The sequence below is a fragment of the Thiocapsa rosea genome (assembly GCF_003634315.1).
Taxonomy (GTDB): Bacteria; Pseudomonadota; Gammaproteobacteria; order Chromatiales; family Chromatiaceae; genus Thiocapsa; species Thiocapsa rosea.
Window position 1 is genome coordinate 1,547,421 of sequence record NZ_RBXL01000001.1, and the last position, 20,930, is coordinate 1,568,350.

15 protein-coding genes are annotated in these 20,930 nt (G+C 63.5%); 11 read left to right on the plus strand and 4 right to left on the minus strand.

Annotated elements, in window-relative coordinates; translation table 11 throughout:
* Window positions 1-118 precede the first annotated feature (118 nt).
* The 11 genes from BDD21_RS07090 (at window position 119) to BDD21_RS07140 (ending at window position 16,338) form a co-directional block, all read left to right on the plus strand.
* Entirely contained in the window at window positions 119-1,204 is a 1,086-nt protein-coding gene (locus BDD21_RS07090; RefSeq protein WP_120799793.1) for a pilus assembly protein PilM, read from the plus strand.
* A complete protein-coding gene (locus BDD21_RS07095) occupies window positions 1,205-1,822 on the plus strand; it encodes a PilN domain-containing protein (protein WP_120796561.1) in 618 nt (205 codons plus the stop codon).
* A 22-nt stretch (window positions 1,823-1,844) separates the two neighbouring features.
* Window positions 1,845-2,450 carry a type IV pilus inner membrane component PilO gene (locus tag BDD21_RS07100; protein ID WP_120796562.1) on the plus strand — a complete coding sequence of 202 codons (606 nt, stop codon included), beginning with the start codon at window positions 1,845-1,847 and terminating at the stop codon, window positions 2,448-2,450.
* Entirely contained in the window at window positions 2,447-2,977 is a 531-nt protein-coding gene (locus tag BDD21_RS07105) for a pilus assembly protein PilP (protein ID WP_120796563.1), read from the plus strand. Before BDD21_RS07100 ends, BDD21_RS07105 begins: the two co-directional genes overlap by 4 nt.
* Window positions 2,978-2,996: 19 nt before the next feature.
* Window positions 2,997-5,309, plus strand: coding sequence for a type IV pilus secretin PilQ (locus BDD21_RS07110; RefSeq protein ID WP_120796564.1), 2,313 nt, complete (start codon window positions 2,997-2,999; stop codon window positions 5,307-5,309).
* Between the two features lie 207 nt (window positions 5,310-5,516).
* On the plus strand, window positions 5,517-6,041 hold the full coding sequence (gene aroK, locus BDD21_RS07115; protein WP_120796565.1) for a shikimate kinase AroK: 525 nt from the start codon (window positions 5,517-5,519) through the stop codon (window positions 6,039-6,041).
* A gap of 65 nt (window positions 6,042-6,106) precedes the next feature.
* Window positions 6,107-7,189: a 3-dehydroquinate synthase gene (aroB, locus tag BDD21_RS07120; protein WP_120796566.1), complete on the plus strand. Its 1,083-nt coding sequence runs from the start codon at window positions 6,107-6,109 to the stop codon at window positions 7,187-7,189.
* Window positions 7,190-7,709: 520 nt separating this feature from the next.
* Entirely contained in the window at window positions 7,710-12,365 is a 4,656-nt protein-coding gene (gene gltB / locus BDD21_RS07125) for a glutamate synthase large subunit (protein WP_120796567.1), read from the plus strand.
* On the plus strand, window positions 12,358-13,824 hold the full coding sequence (locus BDD21_RS07130) for a glutamate synthase subunit beta (protein WP_120796568.1): 1,467 nt from the start codon (window positions 12,358-12,360) through the stop codon (window positions 13,822-13,824). Before gltB ends, BDD21_RS07130 begins: the two co-directional genes overlap by 8 nt.
* Window positions 13,825-14,036: 212 nt before the next feature.
* Window positions 14,037-15,275 (plus strand): PilT/PilU family type 4a pilus ATPase, encoded by a 1,239-nt coding sequence (locus tag BDD21_RS07135; protein ID WP_120796569.1) that lies wholly within the window; start codon window positions 14,037-14,039, stop codon window positions 15,273-15,275.
* A 7-nt stretch (window positions 15,276-15,282) separates the two neighbouring features.
* Window positions 15,283-16,338, plus strand: a complete 1,056-nt coding sequence (locus BDD21_RS07140; protein WP_120796570.1) for a PilT/PilU family type 4a pilus ATPase — start codon at window positions 15,283-15,285, stop codon at window positions 16,336-16,338.
* Window positions 16,339-16,370: 32 nt separating this feature from the next.
* Here the strand turns inward: BDD21_RS07140 and gspD are convergent, their stop codons facing one another.
* From gspD to BDD21_RS07160, 4 genes are read right to left on the minus strand one after another with little or no spacing between them, the layout of a single operon-like run.
* Window positions 16,371-18,554 carry a type II secretion system secretin GspD gene (gene gspD / locus BDD21_RS07145; RefSeq protein ID WP_245969451.1) on the minus strand — a complete coding sequence of 728 codons (2,184 nt, stop codon included), beginning with the start codon at window positions 18,552-18,554 and terminating at the stop codon, window positions 16,371-16,373.
* A 59-nt stretch (window positions 18,555-18,613) separates the two neighbouring features.
* A complete protein-coding gene (locus tag BDD21_RS07150; RefSeq protein WP_245969453.1) occupies window positions 18,614-19,192 on the minus strand; it encodes a hypothetical protein in 579 nt (192 codons plus the stop codon).
* A complete protein-coding gene (gene gspM / locus BDD21_RS07155; RefSeq protein ID WP_120796572.1) occupies window positions 19,189-19,803 on the minus strand; it encodes a type II secretion system protein GspM in 615 nt (204 codons plus the stop codon). The genes BDD21_RS07150 and gspM overlap by 4 nt, the downstream gene beginning before the upstream one ends.
* On the minus strand, window positions 19,800-20,897 hold the full coding sequence (locus BDD21_RS07160; RefSeq protein ID WP_120796573.1) for a PilN domain-containing protein: 1,098 nt from the start codon (window positions 20,895-20,897) through the stop codon (window positions 19,800-19,802). Before BDD21_RS07160 ends, gspM begins: the two co-directional genes overlap by 4 nt.
* Window positions 20,898-20,930: the final 33 nt, after the last annotated feature.

The window sequence follows — 20,930 nt, forward strand, 5'->3', positions numbered from 1 at the left end:
ATATTTTAAACCGCGTCGGCTCCAACGGTCGTCAAGTCTGCCGGGGCCGATCCCTTCCAAAAACATCGCATACCGCACCGGGCGCGGTTTAGAACGGAAATCACCTCACGAAATGGCGATGTTCGGCCTCAGCAGCAAAATAAAACCCCTCATCGGGATCGATATCAGCTCGACCGCGATCAAGCTCATCGAGCTGTCGCGATTGCCCGTGGAGACCGCCGCGACGTTTCGGGTCGAGTATTTCGCGATCGAGCCCCTTCCGCCGGGTGCCCTGATCGAGAAAAAGATCGCGGATGTCGACCGTGTGGCCGCGACCATCCGCAAGGCCGTCGCCAGAACCGGAACACGCGCGAAACGCGCATCGGTGGCCGTGGCCGGCTCGGCGGTGATCACTAAGGTGATCGCCATGGCCGGAACCCTCAACGACGCCGAGATGGAGAACCAGATCCAGCTCGAAGCGGATCAATACATCCCCTACCCGTTGGAAGAGGTCAATCTCGACTTTCAGATCGTTGGGCCGACGAAGGGCAATCCGTCGATGGTCGACGTGCTGTTGGTCGCCTCGCGTCAGGAGAACGTCGATGACCGGGTGGGCGTACTGGAAGCGTCCGGTTTGATACCGGCCGTCGTCGATGTCGAGGCCTATGCGATGGAGAACGCCTGCTCGCTGATCCTCGCCGAAGAAGCACAGGACCAGACCGAGCTGGAGGCTACTCGAACAGTCGCCGTGGCCGACGTGGGTGCCGCGACGACGACCTTGCACGTCATACACGAAGGTCAGATCGTCTACACCCGCGAGCAGAATTTCGGAGGCCAACAACTGCTCGACGAGGTCCAGCGCCGCTACAGCCTGTCGCGCGAGGTCGCTCTCGGCAAGATCCTCGACGGCGATGTCGCCGAGGGATACGAGACCGACGTGCTTGGACCCTTCAAGGAGGCGTTGGCACAACAGATCGGACGGGCGCTGCAGTTTTTTTATTCCGGGACCAGCTTCAATCGCGTCGATCGGCTCCTGCTTGCCGGTCGACCGGCAAGCATCCCGGGGATCGATCGGCTGATGGCCGAGCGTCTGAAACTGCCGGCCGCTGTCGCCAACCCCTTTCGTCGCATGTCGATCTCCCCGAGCGTCAACAGCCAGGAGTTGATGCGGGAGGCGCCCGGAATGATGGTCGCCGTCGGACTCGCTTTGCGGGGGTTCGACTAGATGACACGCATCAACCTTCTGCCGTGGCGGGAAGAGGCGCGGCAACGCCGGCGCAAGGAGTTTGCCGCCGCGGGAGGGCTCGCACTTGTCTTCACGCTGCTTCTGGCGGTGTTGGTCCACCTGCAGATCGAAGGGCGGATCGGCGATCAGTTGGCTCGAAACCAGCTCATGGAGGGCGAGATCGCGCAATTGGATCGTCAGATCAAGGAAATTCAGGATCTCGAGAAGATCAAAGCAGATCTCCTCTCGCGCATGGAGATCATCCAACAGCTTCAGGAGAGCCGCCCGGAGATCGTGCGGCTGTTCGACGAGCTGGTGGTCGCGATTCCCGAAGGGGTCTATCTCACCAAACTCGAGCAGAACGGACGCGCTGTCGTCGTCGAGGGGCGTGCCCAGTCCAACGCGCGGGTCTCGGCCTTCATGCGGAGCATCGAGGCATCGCAGTGGATCGGCAAACCGCGCCTGCTCTTGATCGAGGACAAGACCGGGACCGGCCTGAGCCAGTTTCGGTTGGCCTTCGATCAGGTGAGCCCCGTGGCAAGCCCGGCATCGACGCAGACGCGCGCCCCGGCGGACAGACCGTCGGGGATGCGGCTCCTGGCCGACAGTCACCGATGACGAGGCGCGCGGAGATCTGCCGATGGACTTGAGCGAACTCAACCAACTCGATCTCAACAGCGTCGGCGAGTGGCCGATCGCGGTGAAGGTCATCGCGATCCTGCTCGCCTGCATCGCCCTGGGCGGCGCGGTCTTCTATTTCGACACGCAGGAGCAGTTGAGTCGACTCGATCGTGCCGAGGCGACCGAGCGGGACCTGCGCGCCGCGTTCGAGACCAAACAGCGCAAGGCGGCCAATCTGGAGGAGTATCGCCAGCAGATCGAGGAAATGAAGGAATCCTTCGGGGCGATGCTCCGACAGTTGCCGAACCGAACCGAGGTCGCTTCGCTCTTGGTCGATGTCTCTCAAACCGGGCTTGCTGCCGGACTCGAATTCGAGCTGTTTCAACCCGGCAACGAGCAGCTCAAGGACTTTTACGCCGAGCTGCCGATCCAGATTCGCGTCACCGGCAGCTATCACGACTTCGGGCGCTTCGTCAGCGGGCTGGCATCCTTGCCGCGCATCGTGACCGTCCACGACACCAGGATCAGCGATGCCGGCGGAACGACCGGAAGCGGTGCGGCGAAGCTGTCGCTGCAGGCGACCGTGAAGACCTACCGCTATCTCGACGAGGACGCCGAACAGTGAGCAGGCGACTGCGCTCAGCCTGCCTACGCGGGTCGATGGTCTTTGCGGCCTTGCTCGTGTGGGGGTGCGATCGCACCGAGACGCAGGAGCTGCGGGCCTACATCGACGAGGTCAAGGCCCGCCCGCCGAGGCCGATCGAGCCCTTACCCGAGATCCAACCCGTCGATGCCTTCATCTTCGAGCCCGACGGACGCCGGGATCCGTTCGTGATGGACACGAAAACCGCCGCGGCGGCCGGAGCGGACAATAGCCTCGCCCCGGACCCGCTTCGACCCAAAGAAGAGCTCGAGAGCTATCCCTTGGATGCGCTGCGCATGGTGGGTACGGTCCAGCAGCAAGAGACCCGATGGGCCTTGGTTCGAACGCGCGAAGGTTTGATCTATCGCGTGCGGGTCGGGAATTATCTCGGAATGAACAACGGACAGATCGTGGATATCACCGACGACGCCGTCCGGTTGACGGAGATCGTTTCCGAGATACCGGGTGATTGGCGCGAACGTTCGGCCGAGCTCAAACTCACCCCGTGACAGGCAGAGGCATGCCGCGATGAACAGCCCCTTTCGACCGAGCCAGCACGGACCACGCGGCATTCTCCGACGGGCGCTCCGGTACGCGGCCCTGCTCGGGTTGTCTCTCGGCGCGGCGAACGTGGCCGCCGTCGATCTCACTGACGTTCAATTCGCGGCACAGCCGGGGAATCGCGTCGAGATCCAGCTCCTCTTCTCCGGACCGGTCAGCGCGCCGCAGACCTTCGACACCGTGTCTCCTGCACGGATCGCGCTCGACTTCGAGGGCGTTGCCAACCGACTCGAGCGCAGAGCCGTTCCGATCGGCGTCGGTCCCGTCCATAGTCTGGTCGCGGTGGAGGCGAGCGATCGTACCCGCATCGTGATCAATCTGAACGATTCGGTCCCCTATCGCGTGACGACCGAGGGCAATCGCGTGCGCGTTGACATCGACGCCAGGAGTGAGCCGGAAGCCGCGCGACCCGCGTCGCCGGCACCCGCTGCCGCGCGGACACAGGCTCGAGCGCCGGCTTCGGCTCCGTGGGATCGCCCCGCCTCCGACGGCGGCGCGGCCCCCGGGCCGAGTGTCCGCGACATCGATTTCCGTCGAGGTCCCGAGGGCGAGGGGCGTGTTCTGATCAAGCTCCCGAGCGCAACCAGCCGCGTAACCGTCCGGGAACAAGGGAGCCGCGTCTTCGTCGACATCATTGACGCGTCCTTGCCGCAGCGTCTGTTTCGGCGACTCGACGTCGTGGACTTCGCAACACCTGTGGTAGCGGTCGAATCTCGGCCCAAGGGACGCAACGTCGAGGTCAATGTCCAAACCGGCAGCGACTTCGAATACATGGCCTACCAGACGGACGACCTCTTCACCTTGGAGCTGCGACCGCTGACGTCCGCCGAAAAGGAGCGACTCGCGCGTGAAAAAGTCGTCTACGACGGGGAGCGGCTCTCGCTGAATTTTCAGGACATCGAGGTCCGGGCGGTTCTCCAACTGCTCGCCGACTTCACCGATCTGAACCTGGTGGCCAGTGATTCGGTGGGCGGCAACATCACCTTGCGTCTCAAGAATGTCCCTTGGGATCAGGCGCTCGACATCATCCTCAAGACCAAGAATCTAACTAAGCGCCAGGAAGGCAATGTCATCATGGTCGGCCCCTTCGACGAGATCGTCGGACACGAAGAGCGTAGCCTGACCGCTGACCAGCGTCTCGAGGAGCTGGCGCCGATCCGCTCGGAGTTTATTCCGGTCAAGTTCGCCAAGGCGGCCGAGATCGCCGCCTTCATTCGGGGTGCGTCCAGTCTGCAGTCGAGCGTCAGCTCGCAAGGGGGCAGCAGCCCGATCGGCCGCGACACGCGTCAGCTTGATCGCACCGTGAGCGAATCCACGAAAGACTCGATCCTGACACCCGGGCGCGGCAGCGTGACCTTCGACCAGCGCACCAATACCCTGCTGGTTATGGACACCGCCGCTCGCTTGGACCAGATCCGCGCGGTCGTTGAGCGGTTGGACATCCCGGTCCGGCAGGTCATGATCGAGTCGCGCGTGGTCATCGCGAACAATGATTTCACCCGGGATCTTGGTGTGCGGTTCGGTCTCGCGACCTCCATGGGCGCGCTGTACAACAACGAGATGCTGATCGGCGGCGGGCTTCCCGGCAATCTGGTCGGGCGCGGCAACTACAATGCCGGACCCTTCGGGCTCGACACCGCCGGCGAGCCGAACAACGCGATCATCCTCGATCCGGTCGCGACCGACACCCCGTCCCTTCTGGTGAACCTTCCTGCAACGGACCCGGCCGGTGCGGTGAACTTCCTGATCGGCAAGGTCGGCTCCTATCTGCTTCAACTGGAGCTCTCGGCAATGCAACGCGAGGGACGCGGCGAGGTGATCTCGAGTCCGCGCGTCATCACCTCCGATCAGAAGGAGGCCAGGATCGAGGTGGGCAAGAAGATTCCCTACTCGACCGTCTCTCAGGACGGCACGAACGTCGAATTCGAGAACGCCACCCTGAGTCTGACGGTCACGCCCGCGATTACGCCCGACGACCGGATCATCATGGACCTGATCGTCACCAAGGATGAGCCGGACTTCAGCCGTGTCGTCGACGGGACCCCGACCATCAACACCCGCGAGATCGAAACACGGGTCCTGGTCGACAATGGCGAGACGGTCGTCTTGGGCGGTGTCTACGAGCGCACCAAGATCTTCGCCAAAGAGCAGGTGCCTTGGATCGGAGACGTCCCGGTCCTCGGGCGACTCTTCAAGCGAGAGGCTCGCGAGGACAACAACTCCGAGCTCTTGATCTTCGTGACGCCGAAGATCCTCAAGGGCGACCTGGTTGGAAACTAACGGCGCCCGTCCCCATCGAGCGGCAACCGCAATCCGCAGCGGATATTCGATGGAGCTCAGAGGGTTGCGCTTGATCTCGCGTTGTCTCGACCGGGCCGGGATCGACCGCACCGGCGCTCGCTCCACGCTTGCGTCGTTTTTCTTACCGCGCTTGGGCCGGGCGTCGTTGCCCTTGCCCGCGCGCCGAAAATCTGGCATACCTTTCCTATGATGCGCGCACAGAACATTTTTATCGTCGGGCCGATGGGCGCCGGCAAGAGTACCGTCGGACGGCAGCTTGCCGAGACGCTTTCCTACACCTTCAAAGACAGCGATCAGGAGATCCAGCGCCGAACGGGCGTGGACATCCCGACGATCTTCGAGTTCGAGGGCGAAACGGGCTTTCGTGCCCGCGAGCGCCAAGTCATCGAGGAGCTGGTGAGCGAGGAGCGGATCGTGCTCGCGACCGGCGGCGGGGTCATCTTGTCGGCGGAGAATCGTCAAGACCTCGCGGCGCGCGGCGTCGTTATCTATCTGCATTGCAGTCCGGAGCAGCAGTATGCCCGTACCGCTCGCGATCGGAATCGCCCGTTGCTGGACACGGAGGATCCACTCGCGAAACTGCGCGAGCTGATGGAGGAGCGCGAGCCGCTCTATCGCCAAGTCGCCGATATGGTCGTTTCGACCGAGAAGCGCGGAACCAGCTCCGTGGTCAAGGAGATCTCTCGGCGCCTGGAGTCCGAGGAGGTCTGAACCGCGCCCCGAAGACCTGGACGAGAGCATCGCTCACGTCCGGGCAGCCTGATCGGAGAAACGCCATGTCCTGGAGCCTCACCGTCGCCCTCGGGGCGCGTGCTTATCCTATCCACATCGGATCCGGCCTGCTCTCGGACCCGGACCTCTACCGGCCGCATCTGCTCGGCTCGCAGGTCATGATCGTGACCAACGAGACGGTTGCGCCTCTCTATCTTGAAGCCGTTCGCTCGGCGCTCGCGGGCTATCACCTCGGCGAAACGGTGCTGCCCGACGGCGAGCAATACAAAACGATGGAGGTCTGGAACCGGATCTTCGATGCCTTGTTGCAGGCGCGTTTCGGGCGCGATTGCACCTTGGTGGCGCTCGGCGGAGGCGTGGTAGGCGACATGACGGGATTCGCCGCCGCCTGTTACCAGCGTGGGGTCGGCTTCATCCAGGTGCCCACGACCCTACTGGCACAGGTCGACTCCTCGGTCGGCGGCAAGACCGGTATCAACCATCCGGCCGGGAAGAACATGATCGGGGCCTTCCACCAGCCCCGGGCAGTGATCGCGGACACCTCGACCTTGGCGACATTGCCGCAGCGCGAGCTCTCGGCCGGATTGGCCGAGGTCCTGAAATACGGGCTTATTCGCGATGCGACCTTCCTCGCCTGGCTCGAATCCCACATGGCCGAGCTGCTCGCCCGCGATCCCGATGCCTTGGCCTACATCATCCGCCGCTCCTGCGAGATCAAGGCGGAGATCGTCGCCGAAGACGAGCTCGAGGCCGGGCAGCGGGCGCTGCTCAACCTCGGTCACACCTTCGGGCACGCCATCGAGACCGCAACCGGTTACGGCACCTGGCTTCACGGCGAGGCGGTCGGGGTCGGAATCTGCATGGCGGCCGATCTCTCCGCCCGCATGGGATGGCTTCACGAGACGGATGTCGAGCGGGTTCGCCGGCTGGTGGCGAGCGCCGGCCTTCCTGTCGCTGCCCCGAATGATCTCTCCGCCGATCGCTTTCTCGAGCTCATGGCGGTCGACAAAAAGGTGCAGGATGGTCAACTGCGCCTTGTTCTCCTGCAACACCCCGGAGACGCACTGGTTACGGGCGACGTCGATCCGGACCTTCTGCGTGCGACCCTCGACGCCGCGGCCTCCTAGGACCACCCCCGCTTGCACTCATTGAGTGCAGATCGAACGCCTCGCGCACGACGGCGGAGCGTTGCCGCGTGCGGTCGGGCTTGCTCAAGCGCCGACATGAGAACGCCTTCGCAGCGGGATCGACGACCGCGGCTCCGGCACGCCGAGACGGAGAACGGCAGGGCCGATCGGACGCGGCGAGGACGCAATTGATGTCCGGCAGATGTGGCACAGCATCTGCTGAGCCGGTATGCTTTGGGGTTTTGCGGTGACCCGGCCAAGATCGTCGTCTTTCCTCTTCGACGGAGAACCGACATTTCCCGTTCTAAACCGCGCCCGGTGGTGCGGTACGCGTTGTTTATCGGATTGGCCGAGCCGCGCCGGCTCCGACGGTCGTCGGAGCCGGCGCGGTTTAAATGACGACACGATTGTGATGTCGGGCCTCGGTTGCGACAATCACACACAGGTTTGAAGGTGTAAGCGCGCGGGTCGCGACTGCACAATCCCCAGCAACATGTTATTCGTATCAGCGAGGTCAATCATGAGCCTTCGTGCCTATCCGCCCGCACAGGGTCTCTATGACCCAGCCAACGAACGCGACTCCTGCGGGGTCGGCTTCGTCTGCAACATCAAGAACACCAAGAGTCACGCGATCGTCCGCCAAGGGCTCGAGATCTTGGAGCGTCTCGCCCACCGCGGCGCAGTGGGCGCGGATCCCAAGGCCGGCGACGGTGCCGGCATCCTGGTGCAGATCCCGGACGCCTTTCTGCGCGCGCAGATCTCGTTCGACCTCCCTCCGGTCGGCGAGTACGGCGTCGGCATGGTGTTTCTGCCCCGCGATGCGGACGCACGCGGTTTGATGCAGGACATCATCGATCGTCACGTGCGGGAAGGCGGTCAACGGGTGCTGGGTTGGCGCGATGTTCCGGTCGACAACAGCGATCTGGGCAAGAGCGTGCTCCCGACCGAGCCGCTCGTTCAGCAGGTCTTCATCGCCCGGGGCGAGCGCTGTGCCGATCAGGACGCCTTCGAGCGCAAGCTCTTCGTCATCCGCAAGCGGATGGACAACGAGATCCGCGGCTCCGGATACGATCAGACCTCCTACTACACCGCATCCTTATCCTCGCGCACGCTCAACTACAAGGGCATGCTGCTCGCCGACCAGGTCGGCAACTATTATCTGGACCTTTCCGACGAGCGCTTCACATCCGCCATCGCGCTGGTCCATCAACGCTTCTCGACCAATACCTTCCCGACCTGGGATCTGGCGCAGCCGTTCCGCATGATCTGCCACAACGGCGAGATCAACACATTGCGCGGCAACGTCAACTGGATGGCCGCGCGCCGACACACCATGCGCTCGGACATCCTCGGCGATGACCTCGACACCATCTGGCCCCTGATCCCGGAAGGTCAGTCGGACTCCGCGTGCTTCGACAATGCGCTCGAGCTGCTGGTGATGGGCGGCTACTCGCTCGCGCACGCCATGATGGTGCTCATCCCCGAGGCTTGGACCGGCAACCGCTTGATGGACGAGAAGCGCCGTGCCTTCTACGAGTATCACACGGCGCTGATGGAGCCCTGGGACGGTCCCGCCGCGGTCGCCTTCACCGACGGGCGCCAGATCGGCGCGACGCTGGATCGCAACGGTCTGCGTCCGGCGCGCTATCTCGTGACCAAAGACGACATGGTTGTGATGGCCTCCGAGATGGGTGTGCTCGATATTGCCGAGGAGCGCATCGTCAAGAAGTGGCGTCTGCAGCCCGGCAAGATGCTCCTGATTGACCTGGAGCAGGGACGCATCATCGACGATGCCGAGATCAAGACCGAGCTCGCCGAGGCCAAGCCCTACGGTGAATGGCTCAAGAAGACGCAGATCCGACTCGACGAGCTGCCGACGAGTGTCGGACCCATGTCTCCGGACGATGCCACCCTGCTGGACGCCCAACAGGCCTTCGGGTACACCCAGGAAGACGTCAAGTTCCTGCTCAGCCCGATGATCCTCACGGGTCAAGAGGCCGTCGGGTCGATGGGCGCGGATAATCCGCCGTCGGTGCTTTCGAGCCGGCCCAAGCATCTCTCCAGCTACTTCAAGCAGAACTTCGCGCAGGTCACCAATCCGCCGATCGACCCGATCCGCGAAGAGCTGGTGATGTCGCTGGTGTGCATGATCGGTCCGCGTCCGAACCTGCTCGGGATCAACGAGGCCGGCAAGCACTGGCGTTTGGAGACCCCGCAGCCGGTGTTGACCAACCAGGACCTGGAGCGAATTCGGCACATCGAGTACAGCGCCGGGGCGGCGTTCAGGACCCGTACGCTCGACATGGTCTACCCCGCGACCGAGGGCGCGGAAGGCATGGGCGCGGCGCTCGATCGTCTCTGCGAGCAAGCCGAGCAGGCGGTCTTGGCCGGCTACAACATCCTGATCCTGTCCGATCGCAACACCAATCTCGACCACATCCCGATCCCGGCGCTGCTCGCCACCTCCTCGGTGCACCACCATCTGATTCGACGCGGCCTGCGCACCAGCTCGGGCATCGTGGTCGAGACCGGTGCGGCCTTGGAAGTGCACCACTTCGCCACGCTGGCCGGCTACGGCGCCGAGGCGATCAACCCCTATCTCGCTTTCGATACGATTCAGTCATTGCTGCCGCATCTGGCCGAGCCATTGACCTTCGAAGAGGCCCAGAAGCGCTACATCAAGGCGGTCGGCAAGGGGCTGCTCAAGGTCATGTCGAAGATGGGCATCTCCATGCTTGAGTCCTATTGCGGGGCGCAGATCTTCGATGCGATCGGGCTCAACACGCCGTTCATCCAGCGCTACTTCACCGGCACCCAAACGAAGGTGGAAGGGATCGGTCTGAAGGAGGTTGCCGAGGAGGCGGTGCGCTGGCACGGGCAAGCCTACGGGCGCGAGCAGATCTACCGCAAACACCTGGATGTCGGCGGGGATTACGCCTATCGCCTGCGCGGCGAGGATCATGTCTGGACCCCCGAGACCATCTCCAAGCTGCAGCACGCGACCCGTGCGAAGAGCTTCGAGACCTTCGGCGAATACTCGAGTCTGATCAACGACCAGTCCGAGCGCCTCCTGACCTTGCGCGGTCTCATGGAGCTGAAATTCGCTCCCGAGCCGATCCCGATCGAGGAGGTCGAGCCGGCGAGTGCCATCGTCAAACGCTTTGCAACCGGCGCCATGTCCTTCGGCTCCATCTCGCCCGAGGCACACTCCACACTCGCCAAGGCAATGAACGCCATCGGCGGAAAGTCCAATACGGGTGAAGGCGGCGAGGAGCCCGAGCGCTTCCAGCCGTTGCCCGACGGCTCGCCGAACCCGGAACGCTCGGCCATCAAACAGGTCGCCTCGGGCCGTTTCGGCGTCACGACCGAGTACCTGGTGAGCGCGGACGACATCCAGATCAAGATCGCGCAAGGGGCCAAGCCGGGCGAGGGCGGCCAGCTGCCGGGCCACAAGGTGAGCCCGCAGATCGCCAGGGTCCGCCATTCCACCCCCGGAGTGGGGCTCATCTCGCCGCCGCCACATCACGATATCTACTCGATCGAGGATCTGGCCCAGCTGATCCACGACCTGAAGAACGTCAACCCGAAGGCCCGCATCTCGGTCAAGCTGGTCTCCGAGGTCGGCGTCGGAACGGTTGCCGCCGGCGTGTCCAAGGCCCATGCCGACCACGTCACCATTGCCGGCTATGACGGCGGCACGGGCGCCAGTCCGCTGACCTCCATCAAGCACGCGGGCTCGCCTTGGGAGATCGGTCTCGCCGAGACCCATCAAACCTTGGTGCTCAACCGGTTGCGCGGGCGTATCGCGGTCCAGGTCGACGGCGGCATGCGCACCGGTCGGGACGTGGTGATCGGGGCGTTGCTCGGGGCCGACGAGTTCGGTTTCGCGACCGCGCCCTTGATCGTCGAGGGCTGCATCATGATGCGCAAGTGTCATCTGAATACCTGCCCGGTGGGTGTCGCGACGCAGGATCCGGAGCTGCGCAGGCGCTTTACCGGACAGCCCGAGCATGTGATCAACTTCTTCTTCTTCGTCGCCGAAGAGGTCCGTCAGTTGATGGCCAAGCTCGGCTTCCGCACGTTGAACGAGATGATCGGCCATTCCGAGCGTATCGAGATGCGGCGCGCGATTTCGCACTGGAAGGCCCGAGGACTTGATTTCTCGCGTCTGCTGGCACGCCCGGATGTCGGAACGGACGTGGCGGTCTACAACAGCGAGAGCCAGGATCACGGCATCGACAAGGCGCTTGATCACGAGCTGATCCGTCAGGCCGAGCCGGCGCTCGCGCGCCGCGAGCCCGTGCGGATACAGACCGAGATCCGGAACTACAACCGCTGTTTCGGCGCCATGCTGTCGGGCCGGGTTGCCGAACGCTTCGGGCATGCCGGGCTACCCGAGGACACCATCTACATCAAGGCCAAGGGCACGGGCGGTCAGTCTTTCGGGGCCTGGGTGGCCGCGGGCGTGACGATCGAACTCGAGGGCGAGGCCAACGACTATGTCGGCAAGGGTCTTTCGGGCGGACGGCTCATCATCTATCCTCCGGCCGAATCCGCGATCGAGCGCGCCGAAGACAACATCATCGTCGGCAATACCGTGCTCTACGGTGCGATCAGCGGCGAGTGCTTCTTCCGGGGTGTAGCGGGCGAGCGCTTCTGTGTGCGCAACTCCGGCGCCATCGCCGTGGTCGAAGGCGTCGGTGATCACGGCTGCGAGTACATGACGGGCGGTATCGCCGTCGTGCTCGGCCCGACGGGACGAAACTTCGCGGCCGGGATGTCCGGCGGCGTCGCTTACGTCTTGGACGAGGACGGCACCTTTGCCGAGCGCTGCAATCTGGCGATGGTCGAGCTCGAGCCGATCGCGATTGAAGACGACATCCTCGAGGCGCTCGACCACCAGGGTGGCGACCTCGAGACCCACGGTCTCGTGGATCTCAGTCAGGATATGAGCCGTTACGATGCCGCGCGGCTCAAGCAGCTCGTCGTGAATCATCTGCACTACACCAATTCCGATGTGGCGCGACGGATCCTCGACGATTGGGAAAGTTATCGCACACGGTTCGTCAAGGTCATGCCGGTTGATTATCGCCGGGCGCTCGAAACCATGCAGACGCGTCAAAGCCGTCCGCCACAGACGATCAAGCAGTCGAAGGGGATTGTGGATCATGGGTAAGCCGACCGGATTCATTGAATTCGACCGTCGTGACCGGCGCTATCAGCCGGCCGCCGACCGCGTCGTGCACTACAACGAGTTCGTGATCCCGATGGGGGATCGCGAGGTCAGCGAGCAAGGTGCTCGCTGCATGGATTGCGGTATTCCCTTTTGTCATCAGGGCTGCCCGGTCAACAACATCATCCCGGACTGGAACGACCTGGTCTATCAGGGTGACTGGCAGGCGGCGATCGAGGTCCTGCACTCGACCAACAACTTTCCGGAGTTCACCGGCCGCATCTGTCCCGCACCCTGCGAGGCCGCTTGCACCCTGAACCTGAACGACACGCCGGTGGCCATTAAGACGATCGAATGCGCCATCGTCGACAAGGCCTGGCAGGAAGGTTGGATCAAGCCGCTGGTGCCGGAGCGACGCACCGGCAAGCGTGTCGCCGTGGTCGGCTCCGGTCCGGCCGGCCTGGCAACTGCCCAGCAGCTCGCGCGTGCCGGTCATCAGGTTCACCTGTTCGAGAAGGCGGATCGCATCGGCGGACTGCTCCGCTACGGCATCCCGGATTTCAAGCTCAGCAAATCGTTGATCGACCGCCGAATGGCGCAGATGCGCACCGAAGGCGTCGAGTTTCACACCAACGCCCATATCGGAGTGGACATCCCGGTCGAGCGGTTGCGCGAGGAGTACGACGCCGTGGTCCTCGCCGGCGGGTCGGAAAAGCCGCGTGACCTGGAGGTGCCAGGGCGCGAGTTGTCCGGGATCCATTTCGCGATGGACTTCTTGACGCGCAACAGCAAGCGCGTGCAGGGCTCGTACGTCCCCGAGGACGAATTCATCAGCGCTCACGGCAAGCATGTCGTCGTGATCGGGGGCGGGGATACCGGCTCGGACTGTATCGGCACCTCCAACCGTCACGGTGCGAAATCCGTCACGCAGATCGAGATCCTGGACAAACCGCCGGAGAAGGAAGACAAGGGATTGACCTGGCCGGATTGGCCGAACCGTCTGCGCACCTCCAGCTCCCAGGAAGAGGGCTGCGAGCGGCTGTGGAACGTCGCCTCCAAGGCGTTCGTCGGCGACGAGAACGGCCGCGTCAAGGGATTACGCTTCGAGCTGGTACGCTGGGAGCGCACCGACGGCGGGCGTTGGCAGATGCAGCCGGTCCCGGACAGCGTCGGCGAGCTCAAGGCCGACCTGGTGCTGCTGGCCATGGGCTTCGTGCATCCCGTACACGAAGGCATGATCGCCGAGCTGCGCGAGAACGCCGGCCTCGAGATTGATCCGCGCGGCAACATCAAGGGCGCCACCGACGGCCCTGCCGCCTATCACACCTCGGTCGACGGCGTCTTCTGTGCCGGGGACATGCGACGCGGTCAGTCGCTCGTGGTGTGGGCCATCCGCGAAGGTCGTCAATGCGCGAGGGCGGTGGATGAGTGGTTGATGGGCCGTTCCGATCTGGCGCGTTGAGACGGGTTGGGCCGCTTCGTTGGTGTACTGCTGCTTGATAGGGTCTTAGCGCGGCTTCGGCCGCGCCGGATCCCGAACGCCGCGTCGCTGACACGGTCGATCATTCTGAAGTGCGTTGTATTCTTCTACATCACTGAGCGGCTCGCATCCGGTCGGGTCCGCTCAGCGTCTCCTCATGAAGGCCGCGTCGCGTCGAGAGGGCGAGATTAGAGATGGATCGTCAACAAGCCGCCCATTTCATGCTCGATTGTCTGCGCAAGATGATGGCCAAGAAGGGGTCGGACCTCTTCATCTCTGCGGGTTTTCCGCCGGCCTGTAAGATCGACGGGCGCATGACGCCCATCAGCGAGCAAGCCTTGACCTCCGCCCAGACCAATGTGCTGGTGCGCTCCATCATGAATGATCGCCAGATTCGCGACTTCGACGCGACGAAGGAGTGCAATTTCGCGATCAGTCCGCAGTCGATCGGTCGGTTTCGGGTCAACGCCTTCATCCAGCAAGGTCATTGCGGCGCAGTGCTGCGCACCATCAATGCGACCATCCCGGAGCTCGACGGGCTCGCGCTCCCTCCGGTATTGAAAGACATCGTGATGGGCGAGCGCGGCCTGGTGTTGGTCGTCGGCGGCACGGGCTCGGGGAAATCGACGTCGCTCGCGGCCATGCTGGGTCATCGCAACGAACACAGCTACGGACATATCATCACGATCGAAGACCCGGTCGAGTACGTCCACCCCCACCGTCATTGTCTCATCACCCAGCGCGAGGTCGGCGTCGATACCGAGAGCTGGGAAATCGCGCTGATGAATACGCTACGCCAGGCACCGGACGTCATCCTGATCGGCGAGATCCGCACCCGGGAGACCATGGAGCATGCCATCAACTTCTCCGAGACCGGCCATCTCTGTCTCTCGACGCTTCATGCCAACAACGCCAACCAAGCCCTCGACCGCATCATCAATCTGTTTCCCGAGGAGCGGCGTGCTCAGTTGCTGATGGATCTGTCCCTGAATCTCAAGGCGGTGATCTCGCAACGTCTCTTGCCCTGCACCGACGGTGGTCGCATCGCGGCAGTCGAGGTCTTGATCAACACGCCGTTGATTCAGGATCTGATCTTCAAGGGCGATGTCGGGTCCATCAAGGCGATCATGAAGCGCTCGCGCGAGCAGGGCATGCAGACCTTCGACATGTCGCTCTTCGATCTTTACGAGGCCGGTAAGATCAGCTATGAGGATGCGTTGCGCAGCGCCGACTCCATGAACGAGCTTCGCTTGGCGATCAAGTTGGAGGGCCACGAAGCCCAGGGCAGAGATCCCTTCGCCGAGACGGACGGACTGACCATTCTCGGTGACGGGGATAGCGATTCATTCGACTCGACCCTGTTCAGCGAGACACTCACGAACTCCACGATGATCGACGGATTGGCTGGTCCAGACCGCGGGCGAAAACCTTAGAACTGCGATGGACATCAACCCTTATCTTGAGATGATGATTCGACACAAGGCGTCGGATCTCTTCTTCGTGCCCGGGGCACCGGCCAAGATCAAGATCGAAGGGGTGATCCGTTCGATCGGCGAGACCCCGTTGACGACGACCTTTTGTCGGGAGGCGATTGCCTCACTGATCGACGCGGATCAGGAGCGTGAGCTGGCTGAATCGCTTGAGCTCGACTTCGCCGTCGCCTTGGAGGATCGGGGACGCTTTCGGGTCAATGCCTATCACCAGCGCGGACACCGCGCGATGGTCCTGCGTTACATCCGCAACAGCATCCCGACCCTCGAGGAATTGGATCTACCCCCTGTGTTGAGCCAATTGGTCATGCACAAGCGGGGAATCATCCTCATGGTCGGCGCGACGGGTTCCGGCAAATCCACGACACTCGCCGCGATGATCGGTCATCGCAATCGCACGGCGCCGGGTCACATCATCACCATCGAAGACCCCATCGAGTTCGTGCATCCTCACCAGCAGTGCATCCTCAGCCAGCGCGAGCTCGGGCTGGACACCAAGGACTACCGACGGGCGCTGAAAAGCGCCTTGCGCGAGGCTCCGGATGTCATTCTGATCGGCGAGATCCGGACTCGTGAAACCATGGAGGCGGCGATCGAGCTGGCCGGGACAGGTCATTTGGCGATCTCGACCCTGCATGCCAACAATGCGTATCAGGCGATGGAACGGATCATCAACATGTTCCCGCAGGAGATGCACAAGACGCTCTTTAGCGATCTCTCGGCCTACATGCGCGCCATCGTGTCGCAGCGCCTGGTTCGCACCACCACTGGCGCGCGCTGTGCGGCCATCGAGATCCTGGTCAACACGCCGCACATCGCCGATCTCATACGAGACGGGCACATCGAGGCGATCGAGGAGGCGATGCAGGGACACGGCGAGGAGGGGACAACCACCTTCGATGAGGCGCTTTTGAAGCTCTACCACAAGGGTTCGATTACGTTGGACGAAGCACTCGCCAATGCGGACTCGGCCCCGAACCTCGAGGCCAAGATCAACTTCGGCTAACGACGGCTCTGCCGAACCGCGAGCGGAGCCGATTAGAACTTCATCTGTAGACCGCGGACCTTGTTGCGGAAGTCGCGTGTGACCGTTTCTGCGTCCTGGTCGCTTGCGATCACCTTCGGCGTCAAAACCACCACGAGCTCGGTCCTTCTGGAGACCTTGGAGCGCTGCCCGAACAGCGGCCCGGCGAAGGGGAGATTGTAGAGCCCGGGGACGCCTTGATTGCCGTCGCTTCGTTCGTTTTGAATCAGGCCACCGAGCACCACGGCCTGGTTGGAGCGTACGGCAACCGAGCTGGTGATATTGCGTGTCGAGAAGGTCGGCGAGTCCAGCGCCGAGCCGCCGCTGCCGGCCGCGTCGACCGTGCTGACCTCCTGCTCGATCTCCATCTGCACCAGACCGCCCGGGGTGACCCGCGGCTTGACCGAGAGCATGACGCCCGTGGGCCGATATTCGATGGTGTTGACGACCCGATCGGTGTTCGTCAGACCCTGCTGCTGGCTGGTCGCGATCGGGACCTCTTTGCCGACCTGAATCTTCGCCGTCTGATTGTCCAAGACCATCACCGACGGGGACGACAGGACGTTGATCAGGTTGTCTTGCGCCAAGGCGCTCAGGGTCGCGCGGATCGTATCCGGCCGGCTGATGACGGCCCAGTTGAAGCCGGGGAAGCTCAGACCGACGCTGGTGTCGAGTGTATTGCCCGAGCCCAAGGTAAATTGGCTGCGCTGATCCTTGGTTGCGAGGCCGAAGAGATTCCACTGCACCCCGTACTTGAGATTGCCCTCCAGGCTGATCTCCACGATGGTGGCCTCGACCAAGACCTGCAGCGGCAGGATATCCAACTGCTTGAGTGCGTCGAGGATCTTCTTGTAGTCCCTCGGACTCGACCTGACCATCAGAGAATTGTTGGTCGCATCGGCAACGATACTGACCGGCGAGGACAGCTCGATCTCGCGCGAAGAGCTGCGACGCGGTGCCGACTGCCCGCCGACACCCCCCCCGTCCGTCCCGCCGTCACCCGTCGAGCCGATCGAGGAGCCGCCCAATCCAGGCGCAACACCGCCCACGGACGGCGTGCGTTGCGACCCCTCCCCCCCAAAGAGCTGGGAGAGTGTGTCGGCCAGATTCTCCGCATCGCCGTGGCGCACCCTATAGACGAAGAGACGCTCGGCGGCGTCGCCGGTCGCTTCGGCCATGTCGAGACGTTCGATCCAGTTGCTGGCCTGTTGGAGATAACTGGCCTGCGGAGACACCACGAGCACGGCATTGGCGCTCTCGATCGGGACGAACCTGAACACACCCTTGAGCGGATTGCTGCCTTCGTCGCCTAAAAGGGTTTGAAGCTGAGTCACGACCTCGTTGGCCTTGGCGTACTCCAGGACAAAGAAGCCGACGGAGAGCCCCGCCATCCAATCGACATCGAAGACGCGGATGGTGTCGAGCAGGTTACCCATGTCCGGACTGGTCCCGGCGATTACCACCAGGTTGCGAAGGTTGTCGACACGAATCACGCTCCCGTCGGGAGCCAGCGGCTGGAGGATGTTGCTCATCTCCTCCGCACCGATGTATTGCAGGGGCACGACCTGCACGCTGTAGCCTTCGGGGAGGGCTCGACCGGACTCGCCGAGCTGGGGCACCACGCGACCCTGAACGGCATTCGCGAGCGGAACCACCTCGTAGGTGCCGCCCGAGTAGACGATGGCGGCGTTGTTCATGCGCAGGAGGGTTTCGAGGGTCGGGATCAGGTGGTCACGCCGCAGCGGGCGACCGGTCTGCAGCGAGGTGACACCCTGCACCGCGGGATGCAGGACATAGTTCACCTGCAGGAGATCGCCGAGGATGACCTTGACGACCTCGCGGATGTCTGTGCCGTCGAAGTTCAGAGTGACGTCGCCCGGCGTGGTGTCCACGCTCGGCGGCGATATCTCGCGGACAAAGGTCCCGGTGCCGCGCTGGAGTGACTCGACGGCGGGACCACGCACATCCTCTTCGCCCAAGGCGATGCTCATTGCTTCGGTCGTGCCCGGCGAGACCATACCGCGGCCTCCGCCCTGCAGGGCGCGGGTCCCGTCATCTCCCATGTCGTCGATGCGGACCGTGGGATCCCAGTAGGCGCGCTCGCACGCCGTGGAGACGAACGCAACGATGACGATAGCCGCCAGTCGGGGCAGGTGACCGGCGAGCGACCGGGCACCGAAATGGCGCGATGGATCCATCGATATCGTGTTCGAGTCGGCTCGGCTCGACAGGCCGATGCGATCAGTGGTCCTAGGTGTCATTGGTCCGGGGAATCCGCGGGTTGCAGCACCCGGGGCGGACGCCGCGGGACCGGCATCGGGGCAGCCGGGTTGGGTGTTTTTCCGTAATCGCGCAATATTAGCGCATCCTGCTCGCCTTGTCGCTCCAGCAGGATACGATCCGGGAGGATGGTCTGAACGGACCAGCCCTCGAGATCATCGCCGATGCGCAGACGTCTGAGCCGGGGTTGATTCGGATCCTGGACCCACGCCGAGACCAGCGTCGGCGTGATGATTACCGCGCTGAGGTTCATGCCGTCGAGCGAGGTCAGCACATCCGGCTCGAGCGTTGGCTGCTCGTCCGGATCGACGTCCTCTTCCGGTCGACGCTGGGGGCGAAACAGCGGTCGGTCGGTCACGCTCACGTAGGCGTCTTTCGGATCGGGGGGCGGCAATTGCGCTGCGGCGTCCGGCTCGCTCCCGACAGGCGTGCTCGTCGCCGCCGAGGATGCGGCGTCGAGTCCGGCGCGCGACGGACCGGGCGGCCAATCCTTCCATTGCAGGGCCAGCAACAGGACCAGGGCAAGCACGAGGAATCCGGGGAGCCACTTGATCAAGTGTCACCTCCGAGGGTAAATCCAAAGATGTCGATTCGGACCGTCAGCTCGCCTGCCGGATTGACCGGGGGACGACGAATGGCGCGTCCGCGCGGATCGGCAGCAGGCTGCTGAGGGCGGGCCGAGGAGCGCACCGAGACCTGATCGACGAACAAAAAAGGCCGTGCCTGTTCGAGATTGTAGAGCACATCCAGGAGGGTCTCGGTCGAACCTTGGATCTGGGTGCGCACCCGCACCCGAGGAGGACTTTCCTCCGGCGGCCCGGGCAGGATCTGGGTACTGATCAGACGGCCGCTGGCCGCGGTGACGATATCCTGGACCTGACGCTGAAGCTCGGCACCCGCCAAGGCCGCTGTCGGTGCATCGAAGTAGAACGCTTTGAAGCTCTCGTTGGTGCGGACCCGCTCGATCTCCGCGCGCAACTCGGGCAGAGTGGCGATCATTCGCCGAAAGCGCATGAGCTGATCCTCGCTGTCTGCGATCCGTGCCGAAAACCCTCTCATCTCGCCGCCCCATGCGATTGCCAGACCGCCGATCACCAGAAGCGGAACCGACAACAGCGCAACCCACGCGAGAACACAGAGGATCTTCGGATGCGATAAGGCCTTCATTCTCCCCTCGCACGCGTGAACCGCAGTGCAATATTGAAGCGCTCCTTGCCGGTCTGCGGGACCTGGGTCACGGGCGAGCGAAAGGACACATCGTCGATCCCGGGCGCCTGCTCGAGCAGCGCGATCAAGGCGGTCGCTTGTCCGGATTCGCCGCGCAGCTCGACCTGTCCGTTGTTGTAGTCGAGGGTCTGGATCCAGGTGTCGTCCGGGATACGGTCGCTCAACTCGCGCAACAGGACGAGGATGTTCGGCTCGTCGCGTTTCTGTTGAAGCACCGCCGTGCTTCCCAAGCGTGCCCGCTCGAGCTCTTGGCGCAGATCGTCGACCGCGACCGCCTCGACGCGTGCCCGCCGCACCTCGGCATCGAGTGCGTCGGCGGTCCGCTTCTGCTGCCACAAGGGTCCGACGAGGGCGACCGCGATAAGCAGCGCCACCGCTGTCCAGAGGAGCTTATCGGCACTGAAGAGTTCGAGACGGCGCTTCGGGCGCTCTGCCGCCGGCAAGAGGTTGGCCGAAGGCCAGGCTCCTTCCCAAGCGATCCGATCGATCGGCGCCCCCGCATCGCGCATGCGCTGGACCCAGGCCGCTGCAAGGTCACGGCGGCACAAGGCGAGCTCGACTTTTACGCGCGCGGCGCCTTTCGGGCCGGGCTTGGCGAGAAAATCGTAGAGGACGTCGCCTGCTTGGAAGGGCGAGAGGCGATCGAGTTCGACGCGAATCACCTGAGGAAGATTGACGCGCACCTGCGACGGCAGCGAGACGGTGCGTGTCAGGATGTCCTCGCGCGGCATCATCAAGACCCGCGTCGGGGAGCGCTCAGGTCCGTTTCGTGCGATCTCGGGGAGCGGAATCGCCGTATCGAGCCCGAGTTCCCCGACAGGCTCGCGCTCCTCGCCGGTCATCAGGAAAAGATGCGCGGTCGATGCCTCGGGCTCGATGATCAAACGACGGTCGCGGCGCGCGAGAAAACGTCGCGCCGGGATGGGCAGACAGGCCACGAGCGAGCGCCGGAGGGTGCGGTAGATCTCGTCGAGACCCGCTACGGGGCCGCTCGGGAGCTGGCCGAGGAATTTGAGTCGATCGCTGAGGGACATGAGTGCCAGTCGGAATGGGGTTGTCGGTCCGCG

Excerpts from the sequence above, each read along its gene's own strand:
- BDD21_RS07130 (WP_120796568.1), top strand. The coding sequence starts at position 12,358 with ATGGGTAAGCCGACCGGATTCATTGAATTCGACCGTCGTGACCGGCGC.
- BDD21_RS07140 (WP_120796570.1), top strand. The coding sequence starts at position 15,283 with ATGGACATCAACCCTTATCTTGAGATGATGATTCGACACAAGGCGTCG.
- BDD21_RS07160 (WP_120796573.1), bottom strand. The coding sequence starts at position 20,897 with ATGTCCCTCAGCGATCGACTCAAATTCCTCGGCCAGCTCCCGAGCGGC.
- BDD21_RS07100 (WP_120796562.1), top strand. The coding sequence starts at position 1,845 with ATGGACTTGAGCGAACTCAACCAACTCGATCTCAACAGCGTCGGCGAG.
- aroK (WP_120796565.1), top strand. The coding sequence starts at position 5,517 with ATGATGCGCGCACAGAACATTTTTATCGTCGGGCCGATGGGCGCCGGC.
- gspM (WP_120796572.1), bottom strand. The coding sequence starts at position 19,803 with ATGAAGGCCTTATCGCATCCGAAGATCCTCTGTGTTCTCGCGTGGGTT.
- gspD (WP_245969451.1), bottom strand. The coding sequence starts at position 18,554 with ATGGATCCATCGCGCCATTTCGGTGCCCGGTCGCTCGCCGGTCACCTG.
- BDD21_RS07095 (WP_120796561.1), top strand. The coding sequence starts at position 1,205 with ATGACACGCATCAACCTTCTGCCGTGGCGGGAAGAGGCGCGGCAACGC.
- BDD21_RS07090 (WP_120799793.1), top strand. The coding sequence starts at position 119 with ATGTTCGGCCTCAGCAGCAAAATAAAACCCCTCATCGGGATCGATATC.
- BDD21_RS07135 (WP_120796569.1), top strand. The coding sequence starts at position 14,037 with ATGGATCGTCAACAAGCCGCCCATTTCATGCTCGATTGTCTGCGCAAG.
- gltB (WP_120796567.1), top strand. The coding sequence starts at position 7,710 with ATGAGCCTTCGTGCCTATCCGCCCGCACAGGGTCTCTATGACCCAGCC.
- BDD21_RS07110 (WP_120796564.1), top strand. The coding sequence starts at position 2,997 with ATGAACAGCCCCTTTCGACCGAGCCAGCACGGACCACGCGGCATTCTC.
- aroB (WP_120796566.1), top strand. The coding sequence starts at position 6,107 with ATGTCCTGGAGCCTCACCGTCGCCCTCGGGGCGCGTGCTTATCCTATC.